Source organism: Sphaerisporangium sp. NPDC049003 (assembly GCF_043197795.1).
In the GTDB taxonomy this organism is placed as follows: Bacteria; Actinomycetota; Actinomycetes; order Streptosporangiales; family Streptosporangiaceae; genus Sphaerisporangium.
In genome coordinates, this window is record NZ_JBICTU010000001.1 from 92,123 (window position 1) to 115,088 (window position 22,966).

Sequence of the window (22,966 nt, forward strand, 5' to 3'; positions counted from 1 at the left end):
CTTGCGGGGGTGGTTAGCCGTACACCAGTTTGACAATCGCGATGATGCCGACGCACACGATGATGCCGCGCAGCACCCGGGCCGGCAGCCTGCGGCCGGCGCGCGCGCCGACGAAACCGCCGACCAGGGAGCCCAGCGAGACCAGCAGCACGGCCCACCAGTCCACGGGCGCGATCAGTGCGAAAAGGACGGCCGCCGTAGCGTTGACCACCAGCGACAGCGCGTTCTTCGCGGCGTTGATCCGTTGCAGGTGGTCGTCGAGGAAGATGCCGAGCAGCCCGATCAGCACCACGCCCTGCGCGGCGCCGAAGTAGCCTCCGTAGACCCCGGCGCCGAACACGCCCAGCCACAGCCACGGTCCGCCGTGCGGGTGAGGGCTGTCCTGCCGCTTGGACAGCCAGGCGTTGAGCCGGGGCTGCGCGACGACCAGCACGCAGGCGAGCGCGATGAGGAGGGGGACGATCACCTGGAAGGCCTTGGCGGGCAGGGAGAGCAGCAGGAGCCCCCCGGCCAGCGAGCCGAGCATCGAGCCCACGCCGAGCCGCACCAGCCGCTCACGCTGGCCCTTGAGCTCGTCCCTGTAGCCCAGCACGCCGGTCACGTTGCCCGCCACGAGCCCGATGTTGTTCGACACGTTCGCGACGATCGGCGGGTACCCCAGCGCGAGCAGCGTCGGAAACGTGATCAGCGAACCCGATCCGACGACGGCGTTGATGCCCCCCGCCGCGAACCCGGCCGCGAGGACCGCGACCACCTCCCACGGTGTCAACGTGCCACCTTTCGTACGGCTTCGCCCGATGGTAGGCGGCACCCGTACCCAGTCGGCGGGAGGGGTCTCACCGGGAGGCTCGAAAGGGAACGGCTGGCGAAAGCCCCTCAAGAGTACGGCCTCGCCCCGCGCGGGGGCGGGACCCGGGCTCAGCGGGAGGGCGGGCCCTCCTTGGGCTGGGAGAAGAGACCGCCCAGGCCCTCAAGGGCCTTGCCCATCTCGGAGGGCACGATCCAGAGCTTGTTGGCGTCGCCCTTGGCGATCTCGGGAAGCGTCTGGAGGTACTGGTAGGCGAGCAGCTGCTGGTCGGGGTTTCCCTCGTGGATGGCCCGGAACACCATCGCGATGGCGTCCGCCTGGCCCTTGGCGCGCATGGCCTGGGCCTCCGCGTCGGCCTGGGCGCGCAGCACCGCGGCCTCGGCCTCGCCGCGCGCCCTGAGGACGGCGGCCTGCCGCTCGCCCTCCGCGGTGAGGATCGCCGACTGCTTCTGCCCCTCGGCCGACAGGATGGAGGCGCGCTTGTCGCGGTCGGCCCGCATCTGCTTCTCCATCGAGTCCTGGATGGAGGCCGGGGGATCGATGGCCTTCAGCTCGACGCGGTTGACCCGTATGCCCCACCTGCCGGTGGCCTCGTCGAGCACCCCGCGAAGCTCGGAGTTGATGTCCTCGCGGGAAGTCAGCGTGCGCTCCAGATCCATGCCGCCGACGACGTTGCGCAGAGTGGTGACCGTCAGCTGCTCGACGCCGGTGAGGAAGTTGGCGATCTCGTACGTCGCGGCCTTGGGGTCGGTCACCTGGAAATAGATCACCGTGTCGATCGACACCACGAGGTTGTCGGAGGTGATCACAGGCTGCGGGGGAAAGGAGACGACCTGTTCGCGCAGGTCGACCGTGGTCTTCACCCCGTCGATGAAAGGCACGACGATGTTGAGCCCCGGAGTGAGCGTGCGATGGTAACGCCCGAGCCGCTCGATGATGAACGCCTGCGCCTGCGGCACGATGCGAATGGTGCGATATAAAGCGAACCCCGCGATGGCCACCACGATCATGGCGACGACGAGCTGTGTCATGAGCACTCCGACCCGACGAATCCGATGAGCCCCCGGCCGGAATGATATTTGGTCTGGCCTTTACTTGTTCGTTTAACCACGCGAGTGAATCGCGCGAATCAGAGAATCACCCGGCCGCGTGGCCGATTTCTTTGATCATCCGGGAAGCGCGCGGGCGTACCACCGGCCTTCGGCGCTGCGCTCAAGGCTCAGGGGCACGCCGAAGGTGCGGGAGAGGTTGTCGGCGGTCATGACGTACTCGATCGGGCCCTGGGCCACCACGGACCCGTGACGCAGCAGCAGCACGTGCGTGAAGCCGCTCGGCACCTCCTCCACGTGGTGGGTGACCAGCACCATGGTCGGGGCCTTCGCGTCGTAGGCGAGCGTCGACAGGCGGCGCACGAGGTCCTCACGGCCGCCGAGGTCGAGGCCGGCCGCGGGCTCGTCGAGCAGCAGCAGCTCGGGGTCGGGCATGAGCGCCCGCGCGATCTGCACGCGCTTCCGCTCTCCCTCGGAGAGGGTGCCGAACTTCCGCCTGATCAGATGGGCGCAACCGAGCTGGTCGATGAGCTCGACCGCCCGCGTGACGTCGCCCGAGTCGTACTCCTCGTTCCAGCGGCCGAGGATGGCGTACGACGCGGTGAGCACGAGGTCGATCACCTTCTCCTCCGGCGGCACCTTCTCGGCCAGCGCCGCACTGGCGAGGCCGATGCGAGGCCGCAGGTCGAAGACGTCCGTCTGGCCGAGCCGCTCGCCGAGGATCTCCACCGAGCCCTCGCTGGGGTACAGAAGGGCCGCCGCGACCTGCAGCAGCGTCGTCTTCCCCGCCCCGTTGGGGCCGATCACGACCCAGCGCTCGTCCTCCTCGACGGTCCAGTCGATGCCCCGCAGCAGGGCCGCGCCATCTCTGCGGACGGCGACGTCCTGGAGCCGAAGCACCTGACCACCCATCCCGAATACCTCCTGACATGTTCCCCCGGATCAACCCAGCTCATCTGGATCAACCCGGTGCCACCGGGCGAGTCGCCCCGCCCAGTGTCCCTCCGGACCAAACCTATTGCAGCATCAGCGCATATCGTGGTTCGGTGCACCCGGATTCACCGATCTCCGCCACCTTGGTCGCATGGGGCAACGCTTGGCTTGCCGGACATGTTGGCCTCGACGAGGCTGTCGACCGGCTGGAGCGCGCGGCGGGACCGCAGGTCGTCTCAAGTGAGGTGACCGACGCCCCTCTGCGCGGCTTCCTCGCCGACCTGCGCGTCGAGGGCATGAGTGCCCTGCGCCTGGCCCTTCCGGCCGCGGGCGACCCGCTCGGCCTGACCGGCCCTCCCCCCTTCACCATGGCCGCCGTGGACGCCGGGCAGGCGGCGACGGCCGTGCTCCCCGGCAGGTCCCTGGGCATGGTCCCCTCCGCGGACCGTCGTGGGTCGTCCTACTCCGGAGTCCGCTGGACCCTGATGGAGGCGGGCACCGCCACGCCGGACATCCCCGGGCTCACCGACGCGGAGCACGCGCTGACCATGGCCATGCTCTCGGCCACCGACGCGTTGCTCTCGGTCGAGGGCCCGGCCAAGGGTCAGCCCTCGATCAGGACCACCGACGACGGCCTCGCGCCCGGCTACCCCGCGCGGGCTCACAGGGTCGCCGCCCTCACGGCGCGGCTCGCCTCGGTGCTGCGCGTCGCCGACGAGCGCGGGCTCACCTCGGGCCAGATCGCGGTGCGGAACGAGGCCCTGCGCGACCTCGACCGCGCGGTGCGGCGCGCCCGCGTGGCCGCCCACCACGCGATCATCGAGACCCGCACCTCGCCGGAGTCCCTGAGGACCCCTCCGGGCGGCTCCCGCTCGCGGCCGGGCAACGCTCATCCGCGTGGCGTGTAGCCGTGGCGCACGGCGTACAGGGCCGCCTGGGTGCGATCCTGCACGCCGAGCTTCATCAGCACGTTCGACACGTGGGTCTTGACGGTCTTCTCGGCGACGACGAGCGCCCTGGCGATCTCGCGGTTCGACCGGCCTGAGGCGATCAGCGCGAGGACCTCGCGCTCCCGCTCGGTCAGCACGGCGATGGGCGCGTGCCCGGCGGGCTCCTCCGCGCCGGTCAGCATGGCCTCGGCCGCCTCCGGCGCCAGCAGCACCTGTCCGCCGTGCACCGAACGGATGGCCTGCACGAGCGCGGCCGGGTCCACGTCCTTGTAGAGGAAGCCCGAGGCGCCCGAGCGCATGGCGGGAGCCACGTCCCCCCTGTCGCTCACCGACGTCAGCACGATCACCCGTACGTGGAGGCCACGCCCGGACAGCTCGCGCAGGGCGCCGAGGCCGTCCAGCACGGGCATTTTGAGGTCGAGCAGGAGCACGTCGGGGGACAGTGACGCGACCAGGGCGACGGCCTCGGCCCCGTCGGCCGCCTCACCCACGATTTCGAGGTCGTCCTGCAGTTCGAGGAACGTGCGCAGGCCCTGGCGCACGACGGGGTGGTCGTCGGCGATGAGGACCCGGATCACGCGGCCACGTCCAGCCGTACGGTCGTGCCCGCGCCCGGCTCCGAGGAGACCAGCAGCGAGCCGCCGGCGGCCTCCGCCCGGTCTCTCATCGACAGGAGCCCGAGGCCGCGGGTCGTGGGCGTCTCCACCTCGAAGCCCTCCCCGTCGTCGCTGACCTCCAGCCTGAGCCGGGATCCCTCGGTCTGGAGGCACACCTCTATCGACGACGCGTTCGCGTGCCTGAGCGCGTTGTGGAGGGCCTCCTGGGCCACACGAAGCACGGCCACCTCCGTCGCGGGGGGCAGATCGCAGAACGGGGTGGAGGTGAAGGAGATCGTCACGGGGTACAGGCGGTCGAGCAGGGCGACGTGCTTGCGCAGCGTCTCGGCCAGCCCGTGCCGGTCGAGCTCGGCCGGGCGCAGCTCGACGATCACGGCCCTGAGCTCGGCCAGCGCCTCTCCCGCCAGCCGCTGGACACGGTCGATCTCGGTCATGGCACGCCGCGGGTCGGAGGCGACCAGCGAGGCCGCCGCCTGGGCGGTGAGCCGCAGCGAGAACAGCTTCTGGGTCACGGCGTCGTGCAGCTCGCGCGCCATGCGGTTGCGCTCCTCGACGATCGTCAGCTCGCGGCCCCGCTCGTACAGCCGGGCGTTGGTGATCGCTATCGCCGCGTGCGCCGCGAACAGGGTGAGCAGATCCTGGTCCTCCTCGGTGAACCCGCCGGGGGCGCGCTTGTCCGACAGGAAGACGATGCCGAGGACCTGGTCGGCGTCGCGGATCGGCACGCCGATGAAGTCCTTGAGCACCGGGTGCGCGGCCGGCCACCACTCGAAGCGCGGGTCCCGGCGGATGTCCGGCAGGCGCACGGGAGCCGCCTCCTGGAGCATCGCGGCCAGCATGCCGTGCTGGCGAGGGAGCGGGCCGATGGCCTCCCACTGCTTGTCGCTGACGCCCTCCGCGACGAACTCCGCGAACGAGCCGTCGTCGTCGGGCACGCCGAGCGCCGCGTAACGGGCGTCGAGCAGCGTGCGCGCCGAGCGCACGATCACCTGGAGCACCTCGCGGACCGACAGGTGCCGGGTGACGGCGAGCACCGCGGAGCTGACCGCGTGCAGCACGGCGTCGCGCTCTGTGTCACGCCGGCTGGCCGGTTCGGTCGTCACGACCACACTGTAGGCGCGACGCACGCGTGGGACGGCTCGGCCGATGGTCCTAGGTCCACGCACACGCACCGCCTAGGCCTATGAGCCCGGCCAGGAGCGGCCGGAGGCCCGATGTCCGGCGGGCCTGCCGTTCCTAGCGTCGTGACCATGACAGAAGACATCCGAACCACCCCGGACACACGCCCCACGGCCCTGGTCACCGGGGCCTCCCGAGGCCTCGGACGCGCCCTGGCCCACGCCCTCGCCGCCGAGGGCTGGCGGCTCGTCGTCACCGCGCGCGGCGCCGCCGACCTGGAGGAGACCGCGCGGGAGACCGGCGCGACCGCGCTGGCAGGGGACGTCGCCGATCCCGCGCACCGCGAGCGCCTGGCGCGCGCCGCACACGAACTCGGCGGCCTGGACCTGCTGGTCAACAACGCCGGCTCGCTCGGGGCCGTACCGCTGCCCCCGCTGGCGGCCTACCCCCTGGACGCGCTCTCCGGCGCCCTCACGACCAACGTGCTCGCGCCCCTCGCGCTGATCCAGGCGACGGTGTGCGGGCTGCGCGAGCGCGGGGGCGCCGTGGTGAACGTCTCGTCCGACGCCGCGGTGGAGGCGTACGAGGGCTGGGGCGGGTACGGCCTGACGAAGGCGGCGCTCGACCAGCTCTCCCACGTGCTCGCTGTCGAGGAGCCCGAACTCGCCGTCTGGTGGGTGGACCCCGGCGAGATGCGCACGCGCATGCTGGCGGACGCGATCGGAGAGGAGGACGCCGCCGGCGCGGCCGATCCGGAGACCGTGGCCGCGTTCCTGGTCGACCTGGTCAAGAGGCGGCCCGCGAGCGGCCGGGTGACCCGGTGATCGCCTTCGACCTCCCGAGGGTCCGCGAGGCGCACGAGCCGCCGGAGGCGCGCGGGCTGGCGCGCGACGCCGTACGCCTCATGGTGACCGGCACGGACTCCGGCTCCGTCACCCACCACACCTTCACCGACCTGCCCGGCCTGCTCCGTCCCGGTGACGTGCTCGTGGTCAACGACTCGGCCACCCTGCCCGCGGCCGTGCCGCTGGACCGGCTCACCGTCCACTTCTCCACCGAGCGCGAGGACGGCTCGTGGCTGGTGGAGTTGCGGCGCCGATCGGCGGGCGCCACCGGGCCGTACGCGGGAGGGGAGCCCGGGGAGTGGCTGCCGCTCCCGGGAGGCGCGACGCTGCGCCTGCTGGGGCGCGAGACGCCGAGACTCTGGCGGGCGGCCCTCGACCGGGACGTGCCGGGCTACCTGCGGGAGTACGGGCTGCCCATCCGGTACTCCTACGTGGAGCGCGACTGGCCGCTGTCGGCCTACCAGACCGTCTTCGGCGTGCGGCCGGGCAGCGCCGAGATGCCGAGCGCCGGGCGGCCGTTCAGCCACGAGCTGGTCACGGCCCTCGTCAGCCGGGGCATCGTGGTCGCCCCGATCACCCTGCACACCGGCGTCGCGTCGCCGGAGAAGGACGAACCGCCCTACCCCGAGCGCTTCGCGGTGTCGTCACAGACGGCGCGGCTGGTCAACCAGGCCGAGGGCCGGGTCATCGCGGTCGGCACGACGGTCGTGCGGGCGCTGGAGACGGCCGTGCCGCCCGGCACCGGGGAGGTACGCGCGGCCGAGGGCTGGACCTCGCACGTCGTCACCCCCGAGGCCGGGGTCCACGCGGTGGACGGGCTGATCACCGGCCTGCACGAGCCCCATTCGAGCCATCTAATGATTCTGTCGGCCATCGCGGGCGAGGAGCTTGTCTCCAGGTCTTACGAGGAGGCGTTGCGCGAAGGGTACCTGTGGCACGAATTCGGGGACCTGAATCTGATCATCTCAGATCAACTCCGCATAAAGTGATGCACAAGGACGTTCCAAGTCGATAGTTCGATGCTGGGTCACGTCCGAATCCGAGCCACCTCTACGGGAGATCACCCATGCGTCGGCACCTCTCCGCACTTGCCGCACTGACCCTCGCCGGGTCCCTGGCGGGCGCCTCGCTCGCCGTTCCCGCGTTGGCGGACGCCCCGGCCGCGACCGCGACCGCGAGCGCCACCCAGGCGGTCGCCGCCCCGCAGTCACCGCTTTACACCAGCGTGGTCTGGAACAAGTACGTGCGACGCGGGGGTTACATCACGTATACGCTGAAGAGCACCAACAAGGGCGAATGGTCGACGGACCTCGCCGGCATCTTCGGCAGGCTTCCCAAGGGCGCCAGCAAGGCCCGCGTGGTCGGAAAGGCCTCCGGGACCTACTGCGGGATCTCGGGCCGCGACCTGTTCTGCATCTACGACACCCTCAAGCCCAACCGCTCGACCACCCTCAAGGTCCGGGTGTGGCTGAAGAAGAGCACCACGGGCACTGCCGCCGCGCAGTTCGGCCACTTCTCCATTGACGTCCCCGAGGGTGTCGACGTCACCAACGAGGAGGAGCTGGAGAAGCTCGACATCCAGAGCCAGGTCAAGTACCGCACGTTCAAGACCCGGATCCTCCGCTGACCTACCCCTTTCGACGAGCCTTTTCCGGAGCGGCCACCGCACACGCGGTGGCCGCTCCGTCGTCTTCGTTCGAGGGAACTCCTTGGAGCGTCAGGCCGTTGCGCGGGGGAGACAGCTCATGTGCGGGGGAGATGGCTCATAGCGCTTTTGTAAGCGCATGAGCAGCGATGTCTTTATAAAGGCCAAATAGGTGGCCACAACGCAGTGGATCATGATAGAAACACTGCGGTTCACTCATGGACTTTCCGGTCCGCGATCTCGTTCCCCGGAGAAGTCCGTGTTCCCTGCCCGGGAACCTTGAGTTCCCACCCCCTGCTCTTTGACCCCCCTGGGAGACGTGCATGCGCCACCCCCTTGCCAAAATCGCGACGACGGTCGTCACCGTCCCGCTCGCGGGCGCTCTGCTGTTCGGCGTCGCCCCCGCCTCCGCCGCCCCGGCCACCAGCGCCGCGGCCAAGACCACCACGGTGAAGACCGCCGACGACCCCTACTCCGCCTTCTCGGTCAAGGTGACCGCGACCAAGAAGGTCAGGCGCGGCGGCACGATCACCTACCGGATCAAGGGCCTCAACAAGGGCCCATGGCTGGCGGACGCCTTCTATCTCGGCGGCATCCTGCCGAAGGGCATCCGCGGCACCATCTACTACGACGGCCCCAAGGGCACCACGTGCGACTTCTTCCCCGACGGCTTCTGGTGCTGGCCGCCCTACGCCCTGGAGAAGGGCGAGGACAGCTGGCTGACCATCTCGTTCAAGCTCAAGAAAAGTGTCAAGGGCACTGTGAAGGCCGACCTGGGCGTGAACACCTGGGACTGGCCGACCGGTGCTGAGGACCTCAGCAGGGAAGAGCTGAAGAGGATGGGCATCAAGAGCTGGTACTTCACCAAGAAGGTGAAGACCACGGTCGTCGGCTAGCCGTACGAACGCAAGGGCCGCCCGCCGACGCGCGGGCGGCCCTTTCAGGCGGCGATGGCGGCGTCGTGCCGCACGCGGGGGCCGCCCGACACCGTGGCCTGCGCGATGCCGGCGAGGACGCGCCTGGTGACATGCTCCTCGGACCCGTACGCGATCACCGGGAACATCGTCACCTCCACGACGAGGCCCCTGGCCGCGATCACCCGGCCAAGGGAGGCCAGCAAGGTGTCGTCTCCCACGAAGGCGGGACCGGTCGCCAGCTCGCCGTCACGGTCGCAGAACCGCAGGCCGATCGGCCTGACCGGTGCGCCCGCGTCGATCGCCGCCTGGAACATCGCCGGGCGGAACGGCCCCACTCCCCTCCCGCACCAGGTGGTGCCCTCCGGGAAGGCCGCCACCGACTGGCCGGCGCGCAGCGCGTCCGCGACCGTGCGCACGGTGGCGGGAAGCGTGGAGAGACGGTCGCGATCGATGAAGATCGCGCCGCCGCCCGCCACGAGGGACCGGATCACGGGCCATTCCGCGATCTCGCTCTTGGCGAGGGGCCGGCACTGCATCGTGGCGGCGATCACCAGGGGATCCAGCCAGGAGACATGGTTGGCGACCAGAAGGGCGCCGCCCGTTTCCGCGGGAGCCACCGCCGAGCCGCCCGCCACCACCGGGCCGCCCCTCTCCGCGGGCATCATCGAGCCGCCCGCCTGACGGACCTCCAGGCGCACTCCCAGGACCCACAGGAAGAGCCGGGCCCAGACCATGGCCACGACGGCGCGGCGGGCGTCGCCGAACCGGGGCGCGACGAAGGCCCACGGAAGGCCAACCAGCATCACCGCGACGGCTCCCAGCAGCCGCAAGGCCCGCCGAGCCGGTCCGGCCATGTCCGCAGGGGCCGAGACGCAGGCCGCGACCGTGCACGGCGCCACGGGCAGCCAGGGGCTCATGCCGTCACCCCGAGGAAGTGCCGCAGGTAGCGGGTGTCGATGTTGGCCAGCGAGAGCAGCACGAAGAAGTCGGCCGCGCCGAAGGCGGGGTCGTGCGCGGGCGCGCCGCAGATCCACGAACCGAGCCTCAGGTAGCCGCGCAGCAGCTTCGGCATCACGAACTCGCCCGGACGCGGCACGCCCTCGCCGGACCAGGGGGTGCGCGGCGTCACGCGGTACTCCTCCGGCCCGAGGGGATCCGGTCGAGCACGCCCGCGGCCGTCGCCCCGCCGTCGTCCAGCGGGATCGAGCAGCACCCCCCGAGCCAGGTGTAGCCCCCGCTGACCATGTACCGGGCGATCCCCGCCCACATCAGCCCGACCACCGTTCCACCGCGATGGTCGGGGTGAACGCACGTACGCCCGACCTCGACCATGCCCTGGCGGATGCCGGCCAGCGCCGACAGGTCGAACTCGCTGTCTGAGTAGAGCCGGTCGGCCCGGCCCGGCGCCAGCATCCGGTACGTCCCGACCACCGTGTCGCCGGAGCGCACGAGCAGGTGGTCGCAGTAGGTGTCGAACCGGTCCACGTCCAGCCCGGAGATCGGAGAGTCCAGGCGGGCCCCCATCTCCTCGGCGAACACCTCGTAGCGGAGCCGTTGGGCCGCCCGCATGTCGGCGGCGGTCCTGGCGAGCCCCACGGTGTAGCGGCCGCGCGCGTCGGACAGGACTCGTTCGTCGAGACGGACACGGGGATCGGGCCCGGATTCCGTGAGGGCGCCGACGCTGCTCACGCCGTGGACGGGATGGGCAAAAGCCTGGGTCATGGCATGCCTCCTCATGTGGCACACCCATGAAGACATGGGCAGATGGCCATCTGCCGTCCGTATGGTGAACCGCTTGCACGCTCACTCTGAGCGGTCGGTAGCGTTGTCCGCGATGAAGCAGAGAACGCTTTTGATCACGCTGACCGGCCCCGACCGGCCTGGAGTGACATCCAGGTTGTTCACCGTGCTGGCCTCATTTCCCGTCAACGTCGCCGACGTCGAGCAGGTCGTGATTCGCGGCCGGCTGATCCTCGGCGTTCTTGTCTCGTACGCCGGCGGGCCGCCGACCGGCACCGGCGGCACGCTCGGCGCCATGTGGGCCGCGGTGGAGCGCGTCGCGGAGGACCTCGGCATGGAGGTCGAGCTGACCACCGGCTCCGACCTGAAGGAGAAGCGCCGAAGGGGGCGCCTCCACGTGACCGTCCTCGGCAACCCCCTGCAACCCGCCGCCATGGCCGGGATCGCGGGCCGCATCGCCGCGGCCGGGGCCAACATCGACCGCATCGAACGGCTGGCGCTCCTGCCGGTCACCTGCATCGAGCTGGCGATCTCCGGGGCCGACTCCGTCGCGCTGCGCGCCGAGCTGACCGCCGAGGCCGTGCTCCAGCAGGTCGACGTCGCCGTGCAGCGCTCCGGCCTCCACCGCAGGGCCAAGCGGCTGATCGTGATGGACGTCGACTCCACGCTCATCCAGGGCGAGGTGATCGAGCTGCTGGCCCGCCACGCGGGCTGCATGGACGAGGTGGAGAAGATCACCACGTCCGCCATGCGCGGCGAGCTCGACTTCGCGGCCTCGCTGCGCGAGCGCGTGGCGCTGCTCGAAGGGCTCCCTGAGAGCGTCTTCGACCTCGTCCGCAAGGAGGTCGTGCTGACTCCTGGGGCTCGCACCCTGGTGCGCACCCTGAAGCGGCTCGACTACCGCTTCGCCATCGTCAGCGGCGGCTTCACGCAGATCACCGACTCGCTGGTCTCCGAGCTCGGCATCGACTACTCCGCCGCCAACACCCTTGAGGTGGTCGACGGCAAGCTCACCGGCCGCGTGGTGGGCGAGATCGTCGACCGTCCCGGCAAGGCACGCGCCCTGGAACGGTTCGCCCAGCAGGCGGGCATCCCCATCAGCCAGACCGTGGCGATCGGCGACGGCGCCAACGACCTCGACATGATCGCCGCCGCGGGGCTGGGCATCGCCTTCAACGCCAAGCCCGTGCTGCGTCAGGCCGCCGACGCCGCGGTGAACGTGCCCTACCTGGACGCGATCCTGTACCTGCTCGGCATCTCACGCGACGAGGTCGAGGCCGCCGACGCCGAGGACGGCCTGCCGCCGCAGGGGCCCACCCTGCCCCCTGAGTGACCCTCAGGCCTGGCGGGTCCTTGGGGTCCGGCCAGGCCCGCGGTCCTCGGGGTCGCAGCCGGTCTGCGGTCTTCGGGGTCGCGGCTAGGCCGGGCGGTCCTTGGGGTTCCAGCGGCTGACCAGGCGCCCGTCTCCCGGGCCGAGGTCCGCCCAGCCGCCCGTCTCCAGCACGGCGAAGGCGCCGGGCGGGAAGCCCTCGTCGTCGTGGGAGAGGGTGAGGTTCATGATCAGCTCGTGTACGCCGGGATTGTGCCCCACCAGCAGGAGCGTCGACACCTCGTCATCGGTGCGTCCGATGAGCTCCAGCAGCTCGTCGGGGTACGCCTCGTAGATCTCGCTCTCCAGGTGCACCGGGGCGTCCGGGGCGAGGCCGGCCAGAGCGAGCTCGGCGGTCTGCCGGGTCCTCGTGGACGGCGAGCACAGCACCAGATCGGGTGACAGGCCCATCTGTCTCAGGGTCTCACCGGCCCGCCCGGCGTCCTGCTCGCCGCGATCGGTCAGGGGACGTTCCCTGTCGGCCAGCCCGGGCACGTGCGCGGCCTTGGCATGTCTCAGGACGATGAGCGTGTTCACTCCCCCAACTATCCCATTACACGCGTACGGCTACCGCCCTGATCGGACGGTAGCCGTACGTTCTTGGGAAAGGCTTCCCGGGCACCGCGCCTGGCGCCCCCGGCCTTCACCGGGTCTTGCCAGGCACTAGGTCAGGCACTAGGTCAGGCCGGGGCTGTGACTGGGTCAGGCCGGGACGAGACTGGGGTCAGCTCGACACCTTCTCGGTCTCGACCTTCTCGCTCTCGTCGCCGTTGGCCGTGGCGATGGTGTTCGAGCGCCGCTTGGAGACGACGATGGCACCGACCACGATCACGACCGCGACCACCGTGACGCCGATGCGCAGCACCGCGTTGTCGGCGTACGTGACGACGGCGGGAGCGATGAGCAGGGCCACGAGGTTCATGACCTTGATCAGCGGGTTGATCGCCGGACCGGCGGTGTCCTTGAACGGGTCACCGACGGTGTCACCGATGATCGTGGCCTCGTGCGCGGCCGAACCCTTGCCTCCGTGGTGGCCGTCCTCGACGAGCTTCTTGGCGTTGTCCCAGGCGCCACCGGAGTTGGCCAGGAACACCGCCATCAGCGTGCCGCAGGCGATCGCGCCAGCGAGGTAGGCGCCGAGCGGCCCGTACCCGAGGGCGAAGCCGACCGCGATCGGCGTCATGACGGCGAGCAGGCCGGGCGTGGCCAGCTCGCGCAGCGAGTCACGGGTGCAGATGTCCACCACGCGGCCGTAGTCGGGCAGCTCGGTGCCGGCCATGATGCCCGGCTTGGTGCGGAACTGCTCACGCACCTCGAACACGACCCGCCCGGCCGCGCGGCCCACGGCGCTGATGGCGAGCCCGGAGAACAGGAACACCACCGCCGCGCCGATGATCAGGCCGACGAGCACGTTGGGCGAGTCGACGCTGAGGCTGAACGTGCTGAAGGTGCCCAGCGCCTCCTTGACCCCGGCGCTCGCCTTGGCCAGTTCGAGCTCGACCGCCGTACGGAACGAGCCGAACAGCGCGGTCGCCGCGAGCACGGCCGTCGCGATCGCGATGCCCTTGGTGATCGCCTTGGTGGTGTTGCCCACCGCGTCGAGGGAGGTGAGGATGCGAGCGCCCTCGCCCTCGACGTCGCCGGACATCTCGGCGATGCCCTGGGCGTTGTCGGAGACCGGGCCGAAGGTGTCCATGGACACGATCACGCCGACGGTGGTGAGCAGGCCGGTGCCGGCCAGGGCGACCGCGAACAGCGCCACGGTCACGTTGCCGAAGCCCAGCAGGAACGCCCCGTACACCGCACCGCCGATGAGCAGCGCGGAGTAGACGGCCGACTCCAGCCCGACGGCGATCCCGGACAGGATGACGGTGGCGGGACCGGTCAGCGAGCTCTCACCGATGTCCTTGACCGGACGGCGGTTCGTCTCGGTGAAGTACCCGGTGAGCACCTGGATGGCGCTCGCCAGGACCAGGCCGATCAGCACCGCGCCGATGGCGATCAGGCGCGGGTCGGAGTTCAGGCCGGCGATGCTGTCGCTGACGTCGGTGAGCTGCGAGAAGGAGCTCGGCAGGTAGGCGAACGCCGCGACCGCGACCAGGACGGCCGAGATCGCCGCCGAGATGAAGAACCCGCGGTTGATGGCCGCCATGCCGTTGCGGTCGCCGCTCCGGGGAGCCGTGGTGAAGATGCCGATGATCGCGGTGAGCACACCGATCATGGGAACGATCAGCGGGAACACCAGGCCCTCGGTGCCGAAGGCTGCCTTGCCGAGGATGAGGCTCGCGACCAGCATGACCGCGTAGGACTCGAACAGGTCGGCCGCCATGCCGGCGCAGTCGCCGACGTTGTCGCCCACGTTGTCGGCGATGGTGGCGGCGTTGCGCGGGTCGTCCTCGGGGATCCCCTGCTCGACCTTGCCGACCAGGTCGGCGCCCACGTCGGCGGCCTTGGTGAAGATGCCGCCGCCGACTCGCATGAACATCGCGAGCAGCGCCGCGCCGAAGCCGAAGCCCTCAAGCACGCTCGGGGCGTCGCCCTTGTAGACGAACACCACGATCGCGGCGCCCAGCAGGCCGAGCCCGACGGTGAACATGCCGGCCACGCCACCGGTACGGAAGGCGATGCGCATCGCGACCTTCTCGCCCGCGTCACGGGCGGCGGCGGCGACGCGGACGTTCCCGCGCACGGCAAGCCACATGCCCATGAAGCCGGTCAGCGCGGAGAACACCGCGCCGACCACGAAGAACACCGACCGGCCGATGGCCACGCCGGTCGTCTCCGCGGGAAGCAGGAAGAGCAGGAACGGGATGATCACTACGAAGATCGCAAGTGTCCGGAACTGCCGCGTGAGATACGCGGCGGCGCCTTCCTGTACGGCTCGCGAGATGTTCTGCATCCGCTCGGTGCCTTGACCGGCGGCGAGCACCTCTCTGACGAGACCACCGGCGACGGCGAGCGCGAGCAGCGCCACCGCGGCCACCACGATCACGATCGTGAGATGGGAACCACTAAGGGATACCGCTGCGGCGTCGTCAGCGGCGAGATAGAGCCTAGACATCCGTCCTCCTCGGCCAGACGGGTAGGTCCACGCGCGGACCGCGCAGCGAAGTCAGTCGGGGGGGCGGCGCGCATCCGAGCTGGATTGGCAGTGCCGCTTCCGGTAGCGTCCGCAGACCTGCCCGCAGGGCGACGTCGATCTGCGGGGACAAAACCTTGGCCGGTGCGGGGAGTCTACGCAGGCACGCGCGAGATATGAAGCCTCTTCAGCCAGCCAATTAGGCACTCGTCCAGTAAGCGACGCGGCTTTGCCCAGTAACAACGCGGTTTTCCCCGCCCGGCCCGCCGCGACGTCCGGATTACGGACAGTCCTTTATTGCCAAATTATTAGGCCCTATAGACCTACGGACATGCCGAAACCCAGCACCGAACCGGTCGGCGCTCGCCCGGGAGTCGGGAATGATCCCCTTGACCTGCGGGGACCCCAGGTACGCGAGCCGGCGCCGCGAACGCGAGTCGTCCGGGCATACGCGGGCGTACGCGAGTGGTCCGGCGTAGGCGAGTCGTCCGGGCGTACGCGAAAGGGAGCCCACGGCGCGGGAGCCTCTCGGACGTACACGAGGGGAAGTTCCAACACGGAGGAATTCCGCCCGGGACGTACGGACCGGTCGCGCGGGCGAGCTGGTGGGCACCGTGCCGGAGGGAGGCACCCGACCTGGCTCGGGAGTTGTCCGAGCTGGTCGGGCGGACGTCTTCGCCGCTTCAGGCGGTCACCCCGGGCAGCCCTTCAGTCGGCCGCTGCGGGTGATCGCTTCAAGCGGATGGCCAAGTGACCGCTGCGAGCGGCTGCTCAAGCGGTCTCCTGGAAGCCGTTTCAAGCGGTGGCGAAGCCGGTGGTGGCCGCGGGCCAGCTCATCCTGATCCGCAGCCCTTTCGCACTCGGATACACCTCGACGTCATCCGCCAGCGCGGCGATGACGGCGATGCCGAACCCGGACATCAGCGTGTCGGCGGGGAGAAGGCTGGCCAACGCGGTGCCGTTGACCGGCGTTGGCGCCCCATCCTCATCCATGTACGCCTGTTCCAGGTCGTCACTCGGTGCCGAGTCGGTGACCGTGACCTCGAAGCGTCCCGACTCGTCGCACAACTCGATGCGGATCGGCTCGCCGGGGCAGTGAACGCGATGTGCCTCCACTGCCCGCGAGCAGGCCTCACCCACAGCGAGCCGCACTTCGTCCAGCAACGCCTCCGCGACTCCAGTGCGGCGGGCGATGGCCGTAGCGACCAGCCGCGCCGTGCGCACGTGAGCCGGAAGTGCGCTGAACGTCAGCTCAACGGTGGCCATGACTACTTGTCTCGGCCGTGAGCTTCCTTGGCCTCTTCGACCGAGGCGTAAATCCCGAAGACCTTGGTGAGACCGGTGATCCGGAAGATCTTCAGGATGCGCTCCTGCGTACAGACGAGCTCCAGGGAGCCGTCGTGCGCACGAACGCGCTTGAGCCCGCCGACCAGGACGCCAAGTCCAGTGGAATCCAGGAAGTCCACCTTCTCCATGTTGACGAGAAGGTGGAAGTTACCCTTGTTGACCAGGTCGATCAGCAGCTCACGCAGCCTCGGCGCGGTATAGACGTCGATCTCACCCTCGACTTCCACGATGGTGAGTCGGTCTTCAGTGTGGTGGTCCAACTTCAGATCCACAGATCCTCCAGCGCCTTGCCTGCCGAGTCCACGACGAGGGGTCTGACATGCTGGGACCCCAAGTCCCAGCGCGCAATACCCTGACGCGCGGCATTCAACCACGCCCCGCCTTCGTGTCTATACGAAATCACGACTCCGGGCGACTCTCCCCCAAGATGCCAAACTGGAAACCAGTGACTCCGACCACCTCACCCTCACGGCGAGCCGGCCCGATACTCTCGCGCCTGCTCGCGGCACCCGCGCGCCGGGAGCGTGTCACCCATGTAGAGCACGTTCCCGCACGTCAGGCGGGCGAAGCGCGTTGGCCCGACTGGGTCGACGAGCTTCTTGTAAGCCGTCTGCGAAATCAGGGCGTGGACGGCCTCTGGGAGCATCAGGTGACCGCCGCCGAGCTGGTTCATCGTGGCCAAAACGTGATCATTGCCACAGGCACGGCTTCGGGAAAATCACTCGCCTACCTGGTGCCGGCCGTGTCGGAGATACTCTCCGGGGGTTCCGTCCTCTACCTCACGCCGACCAAGGCGCTCGCCGCCGACCAGTCGCGGACGTTGAGAGACTTAAAGCTCGCGCAGTTGCGGGCCGCCACCTACGACGGGGACACCCCGCCCGAGGAGCGTCAGTGGGTGCGCCGGCACGCCAACTACGTGTTGACCAACCCCGACATGCTCCACCGGTCGATGCTGCCCCACCACTCGTCGTGGTCGTCCTTCTGGCGGAGGCTGAGGGTGGTGGTGATCGACGAGTGCCACGGGTACCGCGGCGTGTTCGGCTCGCACGTGGCCCAGATCGTCCGCCGTCTGCGCCGGATCTGCGCGAAATACGGCTCTGATCCGGTGTTCGTCCTCGTCTCGGCTACGGTCAGCGACCCAGCGGCTGCGGCGATGCGCCTCACGGGCCTTGAGATGGCCGAGGTGACCACGGACGCCTCTCCCCGGGGTTCCACTACGTTCGCGCTGTGGGAGCCGCCTCTGACGGACCTGCGGGGCGAGGGCGGCGCACCGGTCAGGCGCACGGTGACGGCCGAGACCGCCGACCTGCTGTCCGATCTGGTGATCGACGACGTGCGGACCCTCGCCTTCGTCCGGTCCCGCCGCGCCGCCGAGACGGTCTCGCTGATCGCCCGGGGCAATCTTGAGGAGATCTCACCCGAGCTTCCGGGCCGGGTGGCCGCCTACCGGGCCGGGTACCTCGCCGAGGACAGGCGCGTGCTGGAGAAGGCGCTGCGATCGGGCTCGCTCATGGGGCTGGCGACGACCAACGCCCTGGAGCTCGGAATCGACGTCTCCGGGCTGGACGCCGTGCTCATCGCCGGGTGGCCGGGCACGCGGGCGTCGCTGTGGCAGCAGGCCGGGCGCGCCGGCCGCGACGGCCAGGACGCCCTGGCGGTGCTGATCGCCCGTGACGACCCCCTGGACACCTACCTCGTCCACCATCCCGAGGCCCTTTTCGGGCAGCCCGTCGAGGCGATCGTGCTCGACCCGGACAATCCGTACGTCCTCGGGCCTCACCTGTGCGCTGCCGCGGCCGAGATCCCCCTGAGCGAGGCCGACCTCGCCGTGTTCGGCCCCTCGTCGGAAGAGGTGCTCGACGACCTCGTACGGCAGGGCATGCTGCGGCGTCGCCCGCGGGGATGGTTCTGGACCCGCCGGGAGCGCGCCGCGAACCTGGCCGACATCAGGGGCTCGGGCGGAGCCCCCATACAGGTCGTGGAGTCCTCGACGGGACGACTGCTCGGCACCGTCGACGAACCCTCCTCCCACACCGCCGTCCACACCGGCGCCGTCCATCTCCACATGGGGGACACCTATCTGGTGGAACTGTTGGATCTGGACGCCGGGGTCGCCCTGGTCTCGGCCGCCGAACCCGACTACTCGACCTTCGCCAGGGACGTCACCGAGATCTCGGTGCTGGAGTCCCTGCGATCCCACCCTTTCGGGCCGGGTGAGCTGCACTTCGGCACAGTGGAGGTGACCCGGCAGGTCGTCTCCTTTCTCAAGCGCCGCGTCCAGACCGGGGAGATCCTCGGCGACGAGCCCCTGGACCTGCCGCCTCGCACCCTGCGCACGCGGGCCGTGTGGTGGACGCTGCCCGACGACGCCGTGGCCCCCCTCCTCGCCGACGGCCTGGACCTCGGCGGCGCGGCTCACGCGGCCGAGCACGCCTCTATCGGCCTGCTCCCGTTGTTCGCCACCTGCGACCGCTGGGACATCGGCGGCGTCTCCACGGAACTGCACCTCGACACCGGGCTTCTCACGGTCTTCGTCTACGACGGGCACGAAGGCGGAGCCGGGTTCGCCGAACGCGGCTACGCACGCGCCCTCGACTGGCTCACCGCCACGCGCGAGGCCATCGCCTCCTGCGAGTGCGAACGAGGCTGCCCCTCCTGCATCCAGTCCCCCAAATGCGGCAGCGGCAACGAACCCCTGGACAAACAAGGCGCCCTCCGCCTCCTGGCCACCCTCCTCCCCACCCCCTAACCCCGCTCCGACCCGACCCGACACCGCTCCTCACCACCCCGGTCAACAAGCACCCACCCCGAACCCGGCCCCCTCACCACCCCGGATCAGCGAGAACCCACCCCGAACTCGGCCCCTCACCGCCCCGACCAGCGAGAACCCACCCCGTACTCGGCCCCTCACCACCCCGACCAGCAAGCACCCACCCCGAACCCGGCCCCTCACGACCCGGGTCAGCGAGAACCCACCCCGTACTCGGCCCCTCACAACCCGGTCAGCGAGGACCTGCTCGGGACTCGGCGACGGCGGGGCGCTCGCCCAGCCCGGGAAGAACCAGCCGGACGGCGACTCCCACGTCCACGACTCCGGCGCGAACCACGCATCGAGTGATCGAAGCGTGGTTGGCCTCCGCCAGGGCCCGAGCGCGCCCACATGCCTTCTCGGGAGCGGCGAGCGCCTGGACCGCAGCCGCCAGGGCACTGAGATCAGCGGCCGACTGGGCACGATGCCGCGCTATTCGGGCCGCCCCGACGAACAACACCGTTGCCGCAAGAAACCAGATCAGCACCATCAACCCGACGACCCACACCGCAGCCGCGCCCCGCTCCCCAAACCTCCCACCCGCGCCGCGCTCCGCAAAGTTCTCATCCGCGCCGCGCTCCGCAAAGCTCTCACCCCGCTCCGCGAACCTCCCACCGGCGCCCCGCTCCTTAAGACTCCCTGTCACACCCCGCTCCCCAGAGCTCCGACCGGCACCCCGCTCCCCGAATCTTCCAGTCGCACTCCGCTGCCCAGAGCTCGCACCAAGGAGTCCACCGGTGAAGTCGTCAGTGTGCTTTTCATGATCCATCCATAGGTCCTCCCAGCGGGGAGCTCGCCGGGAGGTCTCCCGAAGGAGGAGCATCCGCTCCTAGCTCGGTGGCGGAACTCGCAGAGGCTCCTACCGGGACCGCCGGGACTGCGATCACCCAGCTTGGCCGGACTGAGGTTGAAATGGTCACCCGGCTCAAGGCGGAATCGCGGGTCACCGAGACGATGGCCCCTTCCGGTGCGGCGCGAGCGGCTGCCTGCCTTACCGCTTCGAGTGACTCCCCTCTCGCGGCAGCCCGGGCCCCGGCCCGGGCGGCGTCGACACATTCGAGCTGAGCCGTCACCGCCGCGATCGCCCACAGCGCCGCTCCCAGCACCAGTACCAGCGACGGAAGCGCCACCGCCATCTCAGCCGTGACAGAACCCCCATCGGCTCGCACGAGCCCACGGCGCTCGGCCGTAGCTCTTCCGTACGAGTGCCTCTGCGCGACTTCGACTCGTTCGGCTGAACCAGGTCGAGGCTTCATTTCCACCCCCTTGTCAGGGCTACAGAGCTTGACCAGGGCTACAGAGAGCGGGCAGTAGATGGGCCGAACGGCGGCGGAACATCCAGTCCTGCTCCGCCGCCGAACGACTTCGGGCACTGAGACGGCTCTCACGCCATCTGCTCGGAGGAGGCGGTCCTCACGCCGTGCGATTCACAGCCCGGCTCCTTCATGGCTGGGAGCCTGCTTTCATCCGGCGAGTCTCAGGGCCCGGCTGATGATGTCGGTCAGCATCTTTCGTACCTCCGGGCTGCTTACGATCTTGAACAGCAGGCCCGCGAACGCGCAGGCGGCGATGGTGCCCACCGCGTACTCGGCGGTGGACATGCCCGCCTCCGATCGCGTGCGCGCCACCATGGCGAGGTTGCGCGCCGAGGCGCGGACAGCGTCCAGTCGCTTGCGCAGACGCTGCTCGATCACATGGCCCTTCCTGATCAGCGCCGCTCCCAGCGTGCGCCGACCGCACTCACGGATCCACCTGCGCATCGGACCTCCCCTTGAGTCGTCATCGCGGCCGTGTGGATGACCCGCACCGGCCCCAACAGGTGAGATCAGGTTGGCCCAAACGAGGTACGCGACCTGTGGCCGAACCGGATTCTGTGGATAACCGCCCGCCCCTCATCGGAGTATGTGGAGAACCGCCGGCGCCTGTGGAGAACGTCCTTGGAGCCTGTGGAGGTCTTTCGTGCATGCGAAGAAGGACCTCGGTGCCGGCGAGGTCTTCGGTACCTATGGAGAGGGCCCGTGGAGAAGGGTCCCTGGGGGCCTGGGAGAGCTTCAGTGCTGCGGGGAGGGCCTTCGGCGGGCCAGGAGGTCCTCGGTGCCGTGAGCGGGCTTCGGTGCCCCTGAGCAGGCTTCGGTCCCTGCGGAAAAGCCCTCTGTTCCCCACGGACGAGAAGGAGCCGGCAGCCTCGCCGGCCGATGGGTCAGGTGCCGAAGACCTGGGCGGCGAGTCCGGCGACGACCGGGATGATTCCCAGGAACACGAAGGCGGGGAGGAAGCACAGGCCAAGGGGCGCGACCGCCTGGACTCCCACACGTCGCGCGGCGGCGGACGAGGCGGCCCGGGCCTCGTGGCGGGCGTCATCGGCGAGCCTTGACAGCACGTCGGCGACGGGCGCCCCGCTGAGCGAGGCACGGGTCATGCCGCGGGCCAGGGCAGCGAGAGGGCGATCATGCTCCAACTCCGACCAGGCGGCCTCAGGCAGCGCTCCCAGCCGCAACTGGCCGTTCACCCACGCCAGACGGTCGCCCAGGGGACCGCCCATCGCCCGGCCCGCTGACTCAACCGCCCCCGTGACGGGTTGACCCGCCCGTAGACAGGCCACCATGAGGTCGATCGCGAACGGGAGATCGGCGGTGACGCGTGCCTGCCTTCGTCGCACCTCGCCCGGTTCTCCACGAGAGGCGACCACCGCCATGACCACACCGATGCCGGCGCCTCCGACCAGGCCCAGTAGCGCACCGGTGAGGAGAAGACCTCCCAGCGCGGCCAGAAGCACGGAAAGGCCCCCACGTAGCGCGTGCCGGCTCCGCTCCTGCTTCGTCGGGACTCCGGACAGGCCAGAGGGACGCGTTCGAGTGAGGCCGGCGGAGGCGGGCGGCGCATCCGGCGGCCGGCCGTACATGCTCAGGCGGACGAGGCGCTCGGTGGGATTCCACGGCGTCAGCCACAACCATGTGGAAAGTGCCGCGAGCCCGGCGGCGAGCAGGATGCCCATAGGTCAGTCCGACGGATGGGTTCGCTGGGCGCGTGCTACCAGCCGGTTGGTCCACCACACGCCCGTAAGGTCCAGCAGCACGCCCGTACCGAGGCAGGCGAAGCCCGCCGGGCCGCCGAACAGGAAGGAGAGCGGCCGCAGGCCCAGCCCGGCCGCCAGCAGCAACCCGAGCACCGGGAGACCCGCGAGCAGCCGGGCCGTGGAGCGGGGACCGGCCAGTTGCGACGCCACCTCCGAGCGATGGGCCTCCGCTTCCCTCAGGGAAACGCCGACACGTTCGACCAGCGCCGCCAAGCCTCCCCCCACGGTGAGGCTGACACGCCAGCAGGCGGCGAGCCGAAGCAGACCTTCCCCTCCGTGGTCGGGCGCCGCCCGTTCTAGGGCCGTGGCCACGTCTCCGCCGTCGCGCGCGATGGCGACCACGGGGCGAAGCACGCCGGGGTCGGGAGGTTCGAGGCAGGATGCCGCCCGGGACAAGGCCTCCCCAGGCGTGCGTCCGGTGGCGAGCTCGGCGACGAGGCCCTGGCACAACTCGATCGACGCCACGCGCCAGGCCGCGGCCTCGCGGGCCCGGCTCGGTCGACGGGCGAACCGCAGGAAGGGGGCCACGAACCGCGATCGCATCCCATCGCGCGAACGGGTCAGCGAGAGCATCCGGGCCGTTTCCGGATCAGGACCTGTCCACAGCAGGGCAGCGATCACGGCCAGGAGCACGCCTGCCACCAGCACGCGAACCTCTCTTCC

General features: G+C 70.1%; 24 protein-coding genes. 7 read left to right on the forward strand and 17 right to left on the reverse strand.

Going from position 1 to position 22,966, the window contains the following annotated elements:
- Positions 1-13: 13 nt before the first annotated feature.
- From ACGFIV_RS00470 to ACGFIV_RS00480, 3 genes are all read right to left on the reverse strand, one after another.
- Positions 14-769, reverse strand: coding sequence for a sulfite exporter TauE/SafE family protein (locus ACGFIV_RS00470; RefSeq protein ID WP_392830625.1), 756 nt, complete (start codon positions 767-769; stop codon positions 14-16).
- A gap of 149 nt (positions 770-918) precedes the next feature.
- Positions 919-1,839 carry an SPFH domain-containing protein gene (locus ACGFIV_RS00475; RefSeq protein ID WP_358553108.1) on the reverse strand — a complete coding sequence of 307 codons (921 nt, stop codon included), beginning with the start codon at positions 1,837-1,839 and terminating at the stop codon, positions 919-921.
- A gap of 135 nt (positions 1,840-1,974) precedes the next feature.
- A complete protein-coding gene (locus ACGFIV_RS00480; protein WP_358553110.1) occupies positions 1,975-2,769 on the reverse strand; it encodes an ABC transporter ATP-binding protein in 795 nt (264 codons plus the stop codon).
- A gap of 134 nt (positions 2,770-2,903) precedes the next feature.
- On the opposite strand from ACGFIV_RS00480, the gene ACGFIV_RS00485 reads away from it, so the two are divergent.
- Entirely contained in the window at positions 2,904-3,698 is a 795-nt protein-coding gene (locus tag ACGFIV_RS00485) for a hypothetical protein (protein ID WP_358553112.1), read from the forward strand.
- Here the strand turns inward: ACGFIV_RS00485 and ACGFIV_RS00490 are convergent.
- Together ACGFIV_RS00490 and ACGFIV_RS00495 are read right to left on the reverse strand one after the other, a co-directional pair.
- Positions 3,680-4,318 (reverse strand): response regulator transcription factor, encoded by a 639-nt coding sequence (locus ACGFIV_RS00490; RefSeq protein ID WP_358553114.1) that lies wholly within the window; start codon positions 4,316-4,318, stop codon positions 3,680-3,682. The genes ACGFIV_RS00485 and ACGFIV_RS00490 overlap by 19 nt on opposite strands.
- A complete protein-coding gene (locus ACGFIV_RS00495; protein WP_358553116.1) occupies positions 4,315-5,460 on the reverse strand; it encodes a GAF domain-containing sensor histidine kinase in 1,146 nt (381 codons plus the stop codon). Before ACGFIV_RS00495 ends, ACGFIV_RS00490 begins: the two co-directional genes overlap by 4 nt.
- 147 nt (positions 5,461-5,607) lie before the next feature.
- Between ACGFIV_RS00495 and ACGFIV_RS00500 the strand changes: the two genes are divergently transcribed.
- The 4 genes from ACGFIV_RS00500 to ACGFIV_RS00515 all read left to right on the forward strand — a co-directional run bounded on the left by ACGFIV_RS00500 (position 5,608) and on the right by ACGFIV_RS00515 (position 8,862).
- Entirely contained in the window at positions 5,608-6,300 is a 693-nt protein-coding gene (locus ACGFIV_RS00500; RefSeq protein ID WP_392830631.1) for an SDR family NAD(P)-dependent oxidoreductase, read from the forward strand.
- Entirely contained in the window at positions 6,297-7,310 is a 1,014-nt protein-coding gene (locus tag ACGFIV_RS00505) for an S-adenosylmethionine:tRNA ribosyltransferase-isomerase (protein WP_358553120.1), read from the forward strand. Before ACGFIV_RS00500 ends, ACGFIV_RS00505 begins: the two co-directional genes overlap by 4 nt.
- Positions 7,311-7,387: 77 nt before the next feature.
- A complete protein-coding gene (locus tag ACGFIV_RS00510) occupies positions 7,388-7,948 on the forward strand; it encodes a hypothetical protein (protein ID WP_358553122.1) in 561 nt (186 codons plus the stop codon).
- Positions 7,949-8,289: 341 nt separating this feature from the next.
- Complete coding sequence (locus ACGFIV_RS00515) at positions 8,290-8,862, forward strand: hypothetical protein (protein ID WP_358553124.1); 573 nt, start codon at positions 8,290-8,292, stop codon at positions 8,860-8,862.
- 44 nt (positions 8,863-8,906) lie between these two features.
- Here ACGFIV_RS00515 and ACGFIV_RS00520 read toward each other — a convergent pair whose 3' ends face one another.
- From ACGFIV_RS00520 to ACGFIV_RS00530, 3 genes are read right to left on the reverse strand one after another with little or no spacing between them, the layout of a single operon-like run.
- Positions 8,907-9,800: a lysophospholipid acyltransferase family protein gene (locus ACGFIV_RS00520; RefSeq protein WP_358553126.1), complete on the reverse strand. Its 894-nt coding sequence runs from the start codon at positions 9,798-9,800 to the stop codon at positions 8,907-8,909.
- Positions 9,797-10,012 carry a hypothetical protein gene (locus ACGFIV_RS00525; RefSeq protein WP_392830637.1) on the reverse strand — a complete coding sequence of 72 codons (216 nt, stop codon included), beginning with the start codon at positions 10,010-10,012 and terminating at the stop codon, positions 9,797-9,799. The genes ACGFIV_RS00520 and ACGFIV_RS00525 overlap by 4 nt, the downstream gene beginning before the upstream one ends.
- Positions 10,009-10,605: a GNAT family N-acetyltransferase gene (locus ACGFIV_RS00530; protein WP_392830640.1), complete on the reverse strand. Its 597-nt coding sequence runs from the start codon at positions 10,603-10,605 to the stop codon at positions 10,009-10,011. The genes ACGFIV_RS00525 and ACGFIV_RS00530 overlap by 4 nt, the downstream gene beginning before the upstream one ends.
- 112 nt (positions 10,606-10,717) lie before the next feature.
- Here ACGFIV_RS00530 and serB point away from each other — a divergent pair, with 112 nt between their 5' ends.
- The gene (serB, locus tag ACGFIV_RS00535; RefSeq protein ID WP_358553130.1) at positions 10,718-11,956 is read left to right on the forward strand and encodes a phosphoserine phosphatase SerB; all 1,239 of its coding nucleotides are present in this window, start codon (positions 10,718-10,720) and stop codon (positions 11,954-11,956) included.
- An 84-nt stretch (positions 11,957-12,040) separates the two neighbouring features.
- Here serB and ACGFIV_RS00540 read toward each other — a convergent pair whose 3' ends face one another.
- From ACGFIV_RS00540 to ACGFIV_RS00555, 4 genes are all read right to left on the reverse strand, one after another.
- Positions 12,041-12,529: a histidine phosphatase family protein gene (locus tag ACGFIV_RS00540; RefSeq protein WP_358553132.1), complete on the reverse strand. Its 489-nt coding sequence runs from the start codon at positions 12,527-12,529 to the stop codon at positions 12,041-12,043.
- A gap of 187 nt (positions 12,530-12,716) precedes the next feature.
- Positions 12,717-15,053, reverse strand: coding sequence for a sodium-translocating pyrophosphatase (locus ACGFIV_RS00545; RefSeq protein ID WP_358553134.1), 2,337 nt, complete (start codon positions 15,051-15,053; stop codon positions 12,717-12,719).
- 813 nt (positions 15,054-15,866) lie between these two features.
- Positions 15,867-16,337: an ATP-binding protein gene (locus ACGFIV_RS00550; RefSeq protein WP_358553136.1), complete on the reverse strand. Its 471-nt coding sequence runs from the start codon at positions 16,335-16,337 to the stop codon at positions 15,867-15,869.
- 2 nt (positions 16,338-16,339) lie between these two features.
- Positions 16,340-16,690 carry an STAS domain-containing protein gene (locus tag ACGFIV_RS00555; protein ID WP_114029683.1) on the reverse strand — a complete coding sequence of 117 codons (351 nt, stop codon included), beginning with the start codon at positions 16,688-16,690 and terminating at the stop codon, positions 16,340-16,342.
- 155 nt (positions 16,691-16,845) lie between these two features.
- On the opposite strand from ACGFIV_RS00555, the gene ACGFIV_RS00560 reads away from it, so the two are divergent.
- Positions 16,846-19,167 (forward strand): DEAD/DEAH box helicase, encoded by a 2,322-nt coding sequence (locus ACGFIV_RS00560; RefSeq protein WP_392830646.1) that lies wholly within the window; start codon positions 16,846-16,848, stop codon positions 19,165-19,167.
- Positions 19,168-19,420: 253 nt separating this feature from the next.
- Here ACGFIV_RS00560 and ACGFIV_RS00565 read toward each other — a convergent pair whose 3' ends face one another.
- From ACGFIV_RS00565 to ACGFIV_RS00585, 5 genes are all read right to left on the reverse strand, one after another.
- Positions 19,421-20,050, reverse strand: a complete 630-nt coding sequence (locus ACGFIV_RS00565) for an Rv3654c family TadE-like protein (protein ID WP_392830649.1) — start codon at positions 20,048-20,050, stop codon at positions 19,421-19,423.
- A complete protein-coding gene (locus tag ACGFIV_RS00570) occupies positions 19,986-20,483 on the reverse strand; it encodes a TadE family type IV pilus minor pilin (RefSeq protein ID WP_358553142.1) in 498 nt (165 codons plus the stop codon). Before ACGFIV_RS00570 ends, ACGFIV_RS00565 begins: the two co-directional genes overlap by 65 nt.
- A 207-nt stretch (positions 20,484-20,690) precedes the next feature.
- Entirely contained in the window at positions 20,691-20,987 is a 297-nt protein-coding gene (locus ACGFIV_RS00575) for a DUF4244 domain-containing protein (protein WP_358553144.1), read from the reverse strand.
- Between the two features lie 440 nt (positions 20,988-21,427).
- Positions 21,428-22,222 (reverse strand): type II secretion system F family protein, encoded by a 795-nt coding sequence (locus ACGFIV_RS00580; RefSeq protein WP_358553146.1) that lies wholly within the window; start codon positions 22,220-22,222, stop codon positions 21,428-21,430.
- A gap of 3 nt (positions 22,223-22,225) precedes the next feature.
- Positions 22,226-22,951 carry a type II secretion system F family protein gene (locus ACGFIV_RS00585; RefSeq protein WP_358553148.1) on the reverse strand — a complete coding sequence of 242 codons (726 nt, stop codon included), beginning with the start codon at positions 22,949-22,951 and terminating at the stop codon, positions 22,226-22,228.
- Positions 22,952-22,966: the final 15 nt, after the last annotated feature.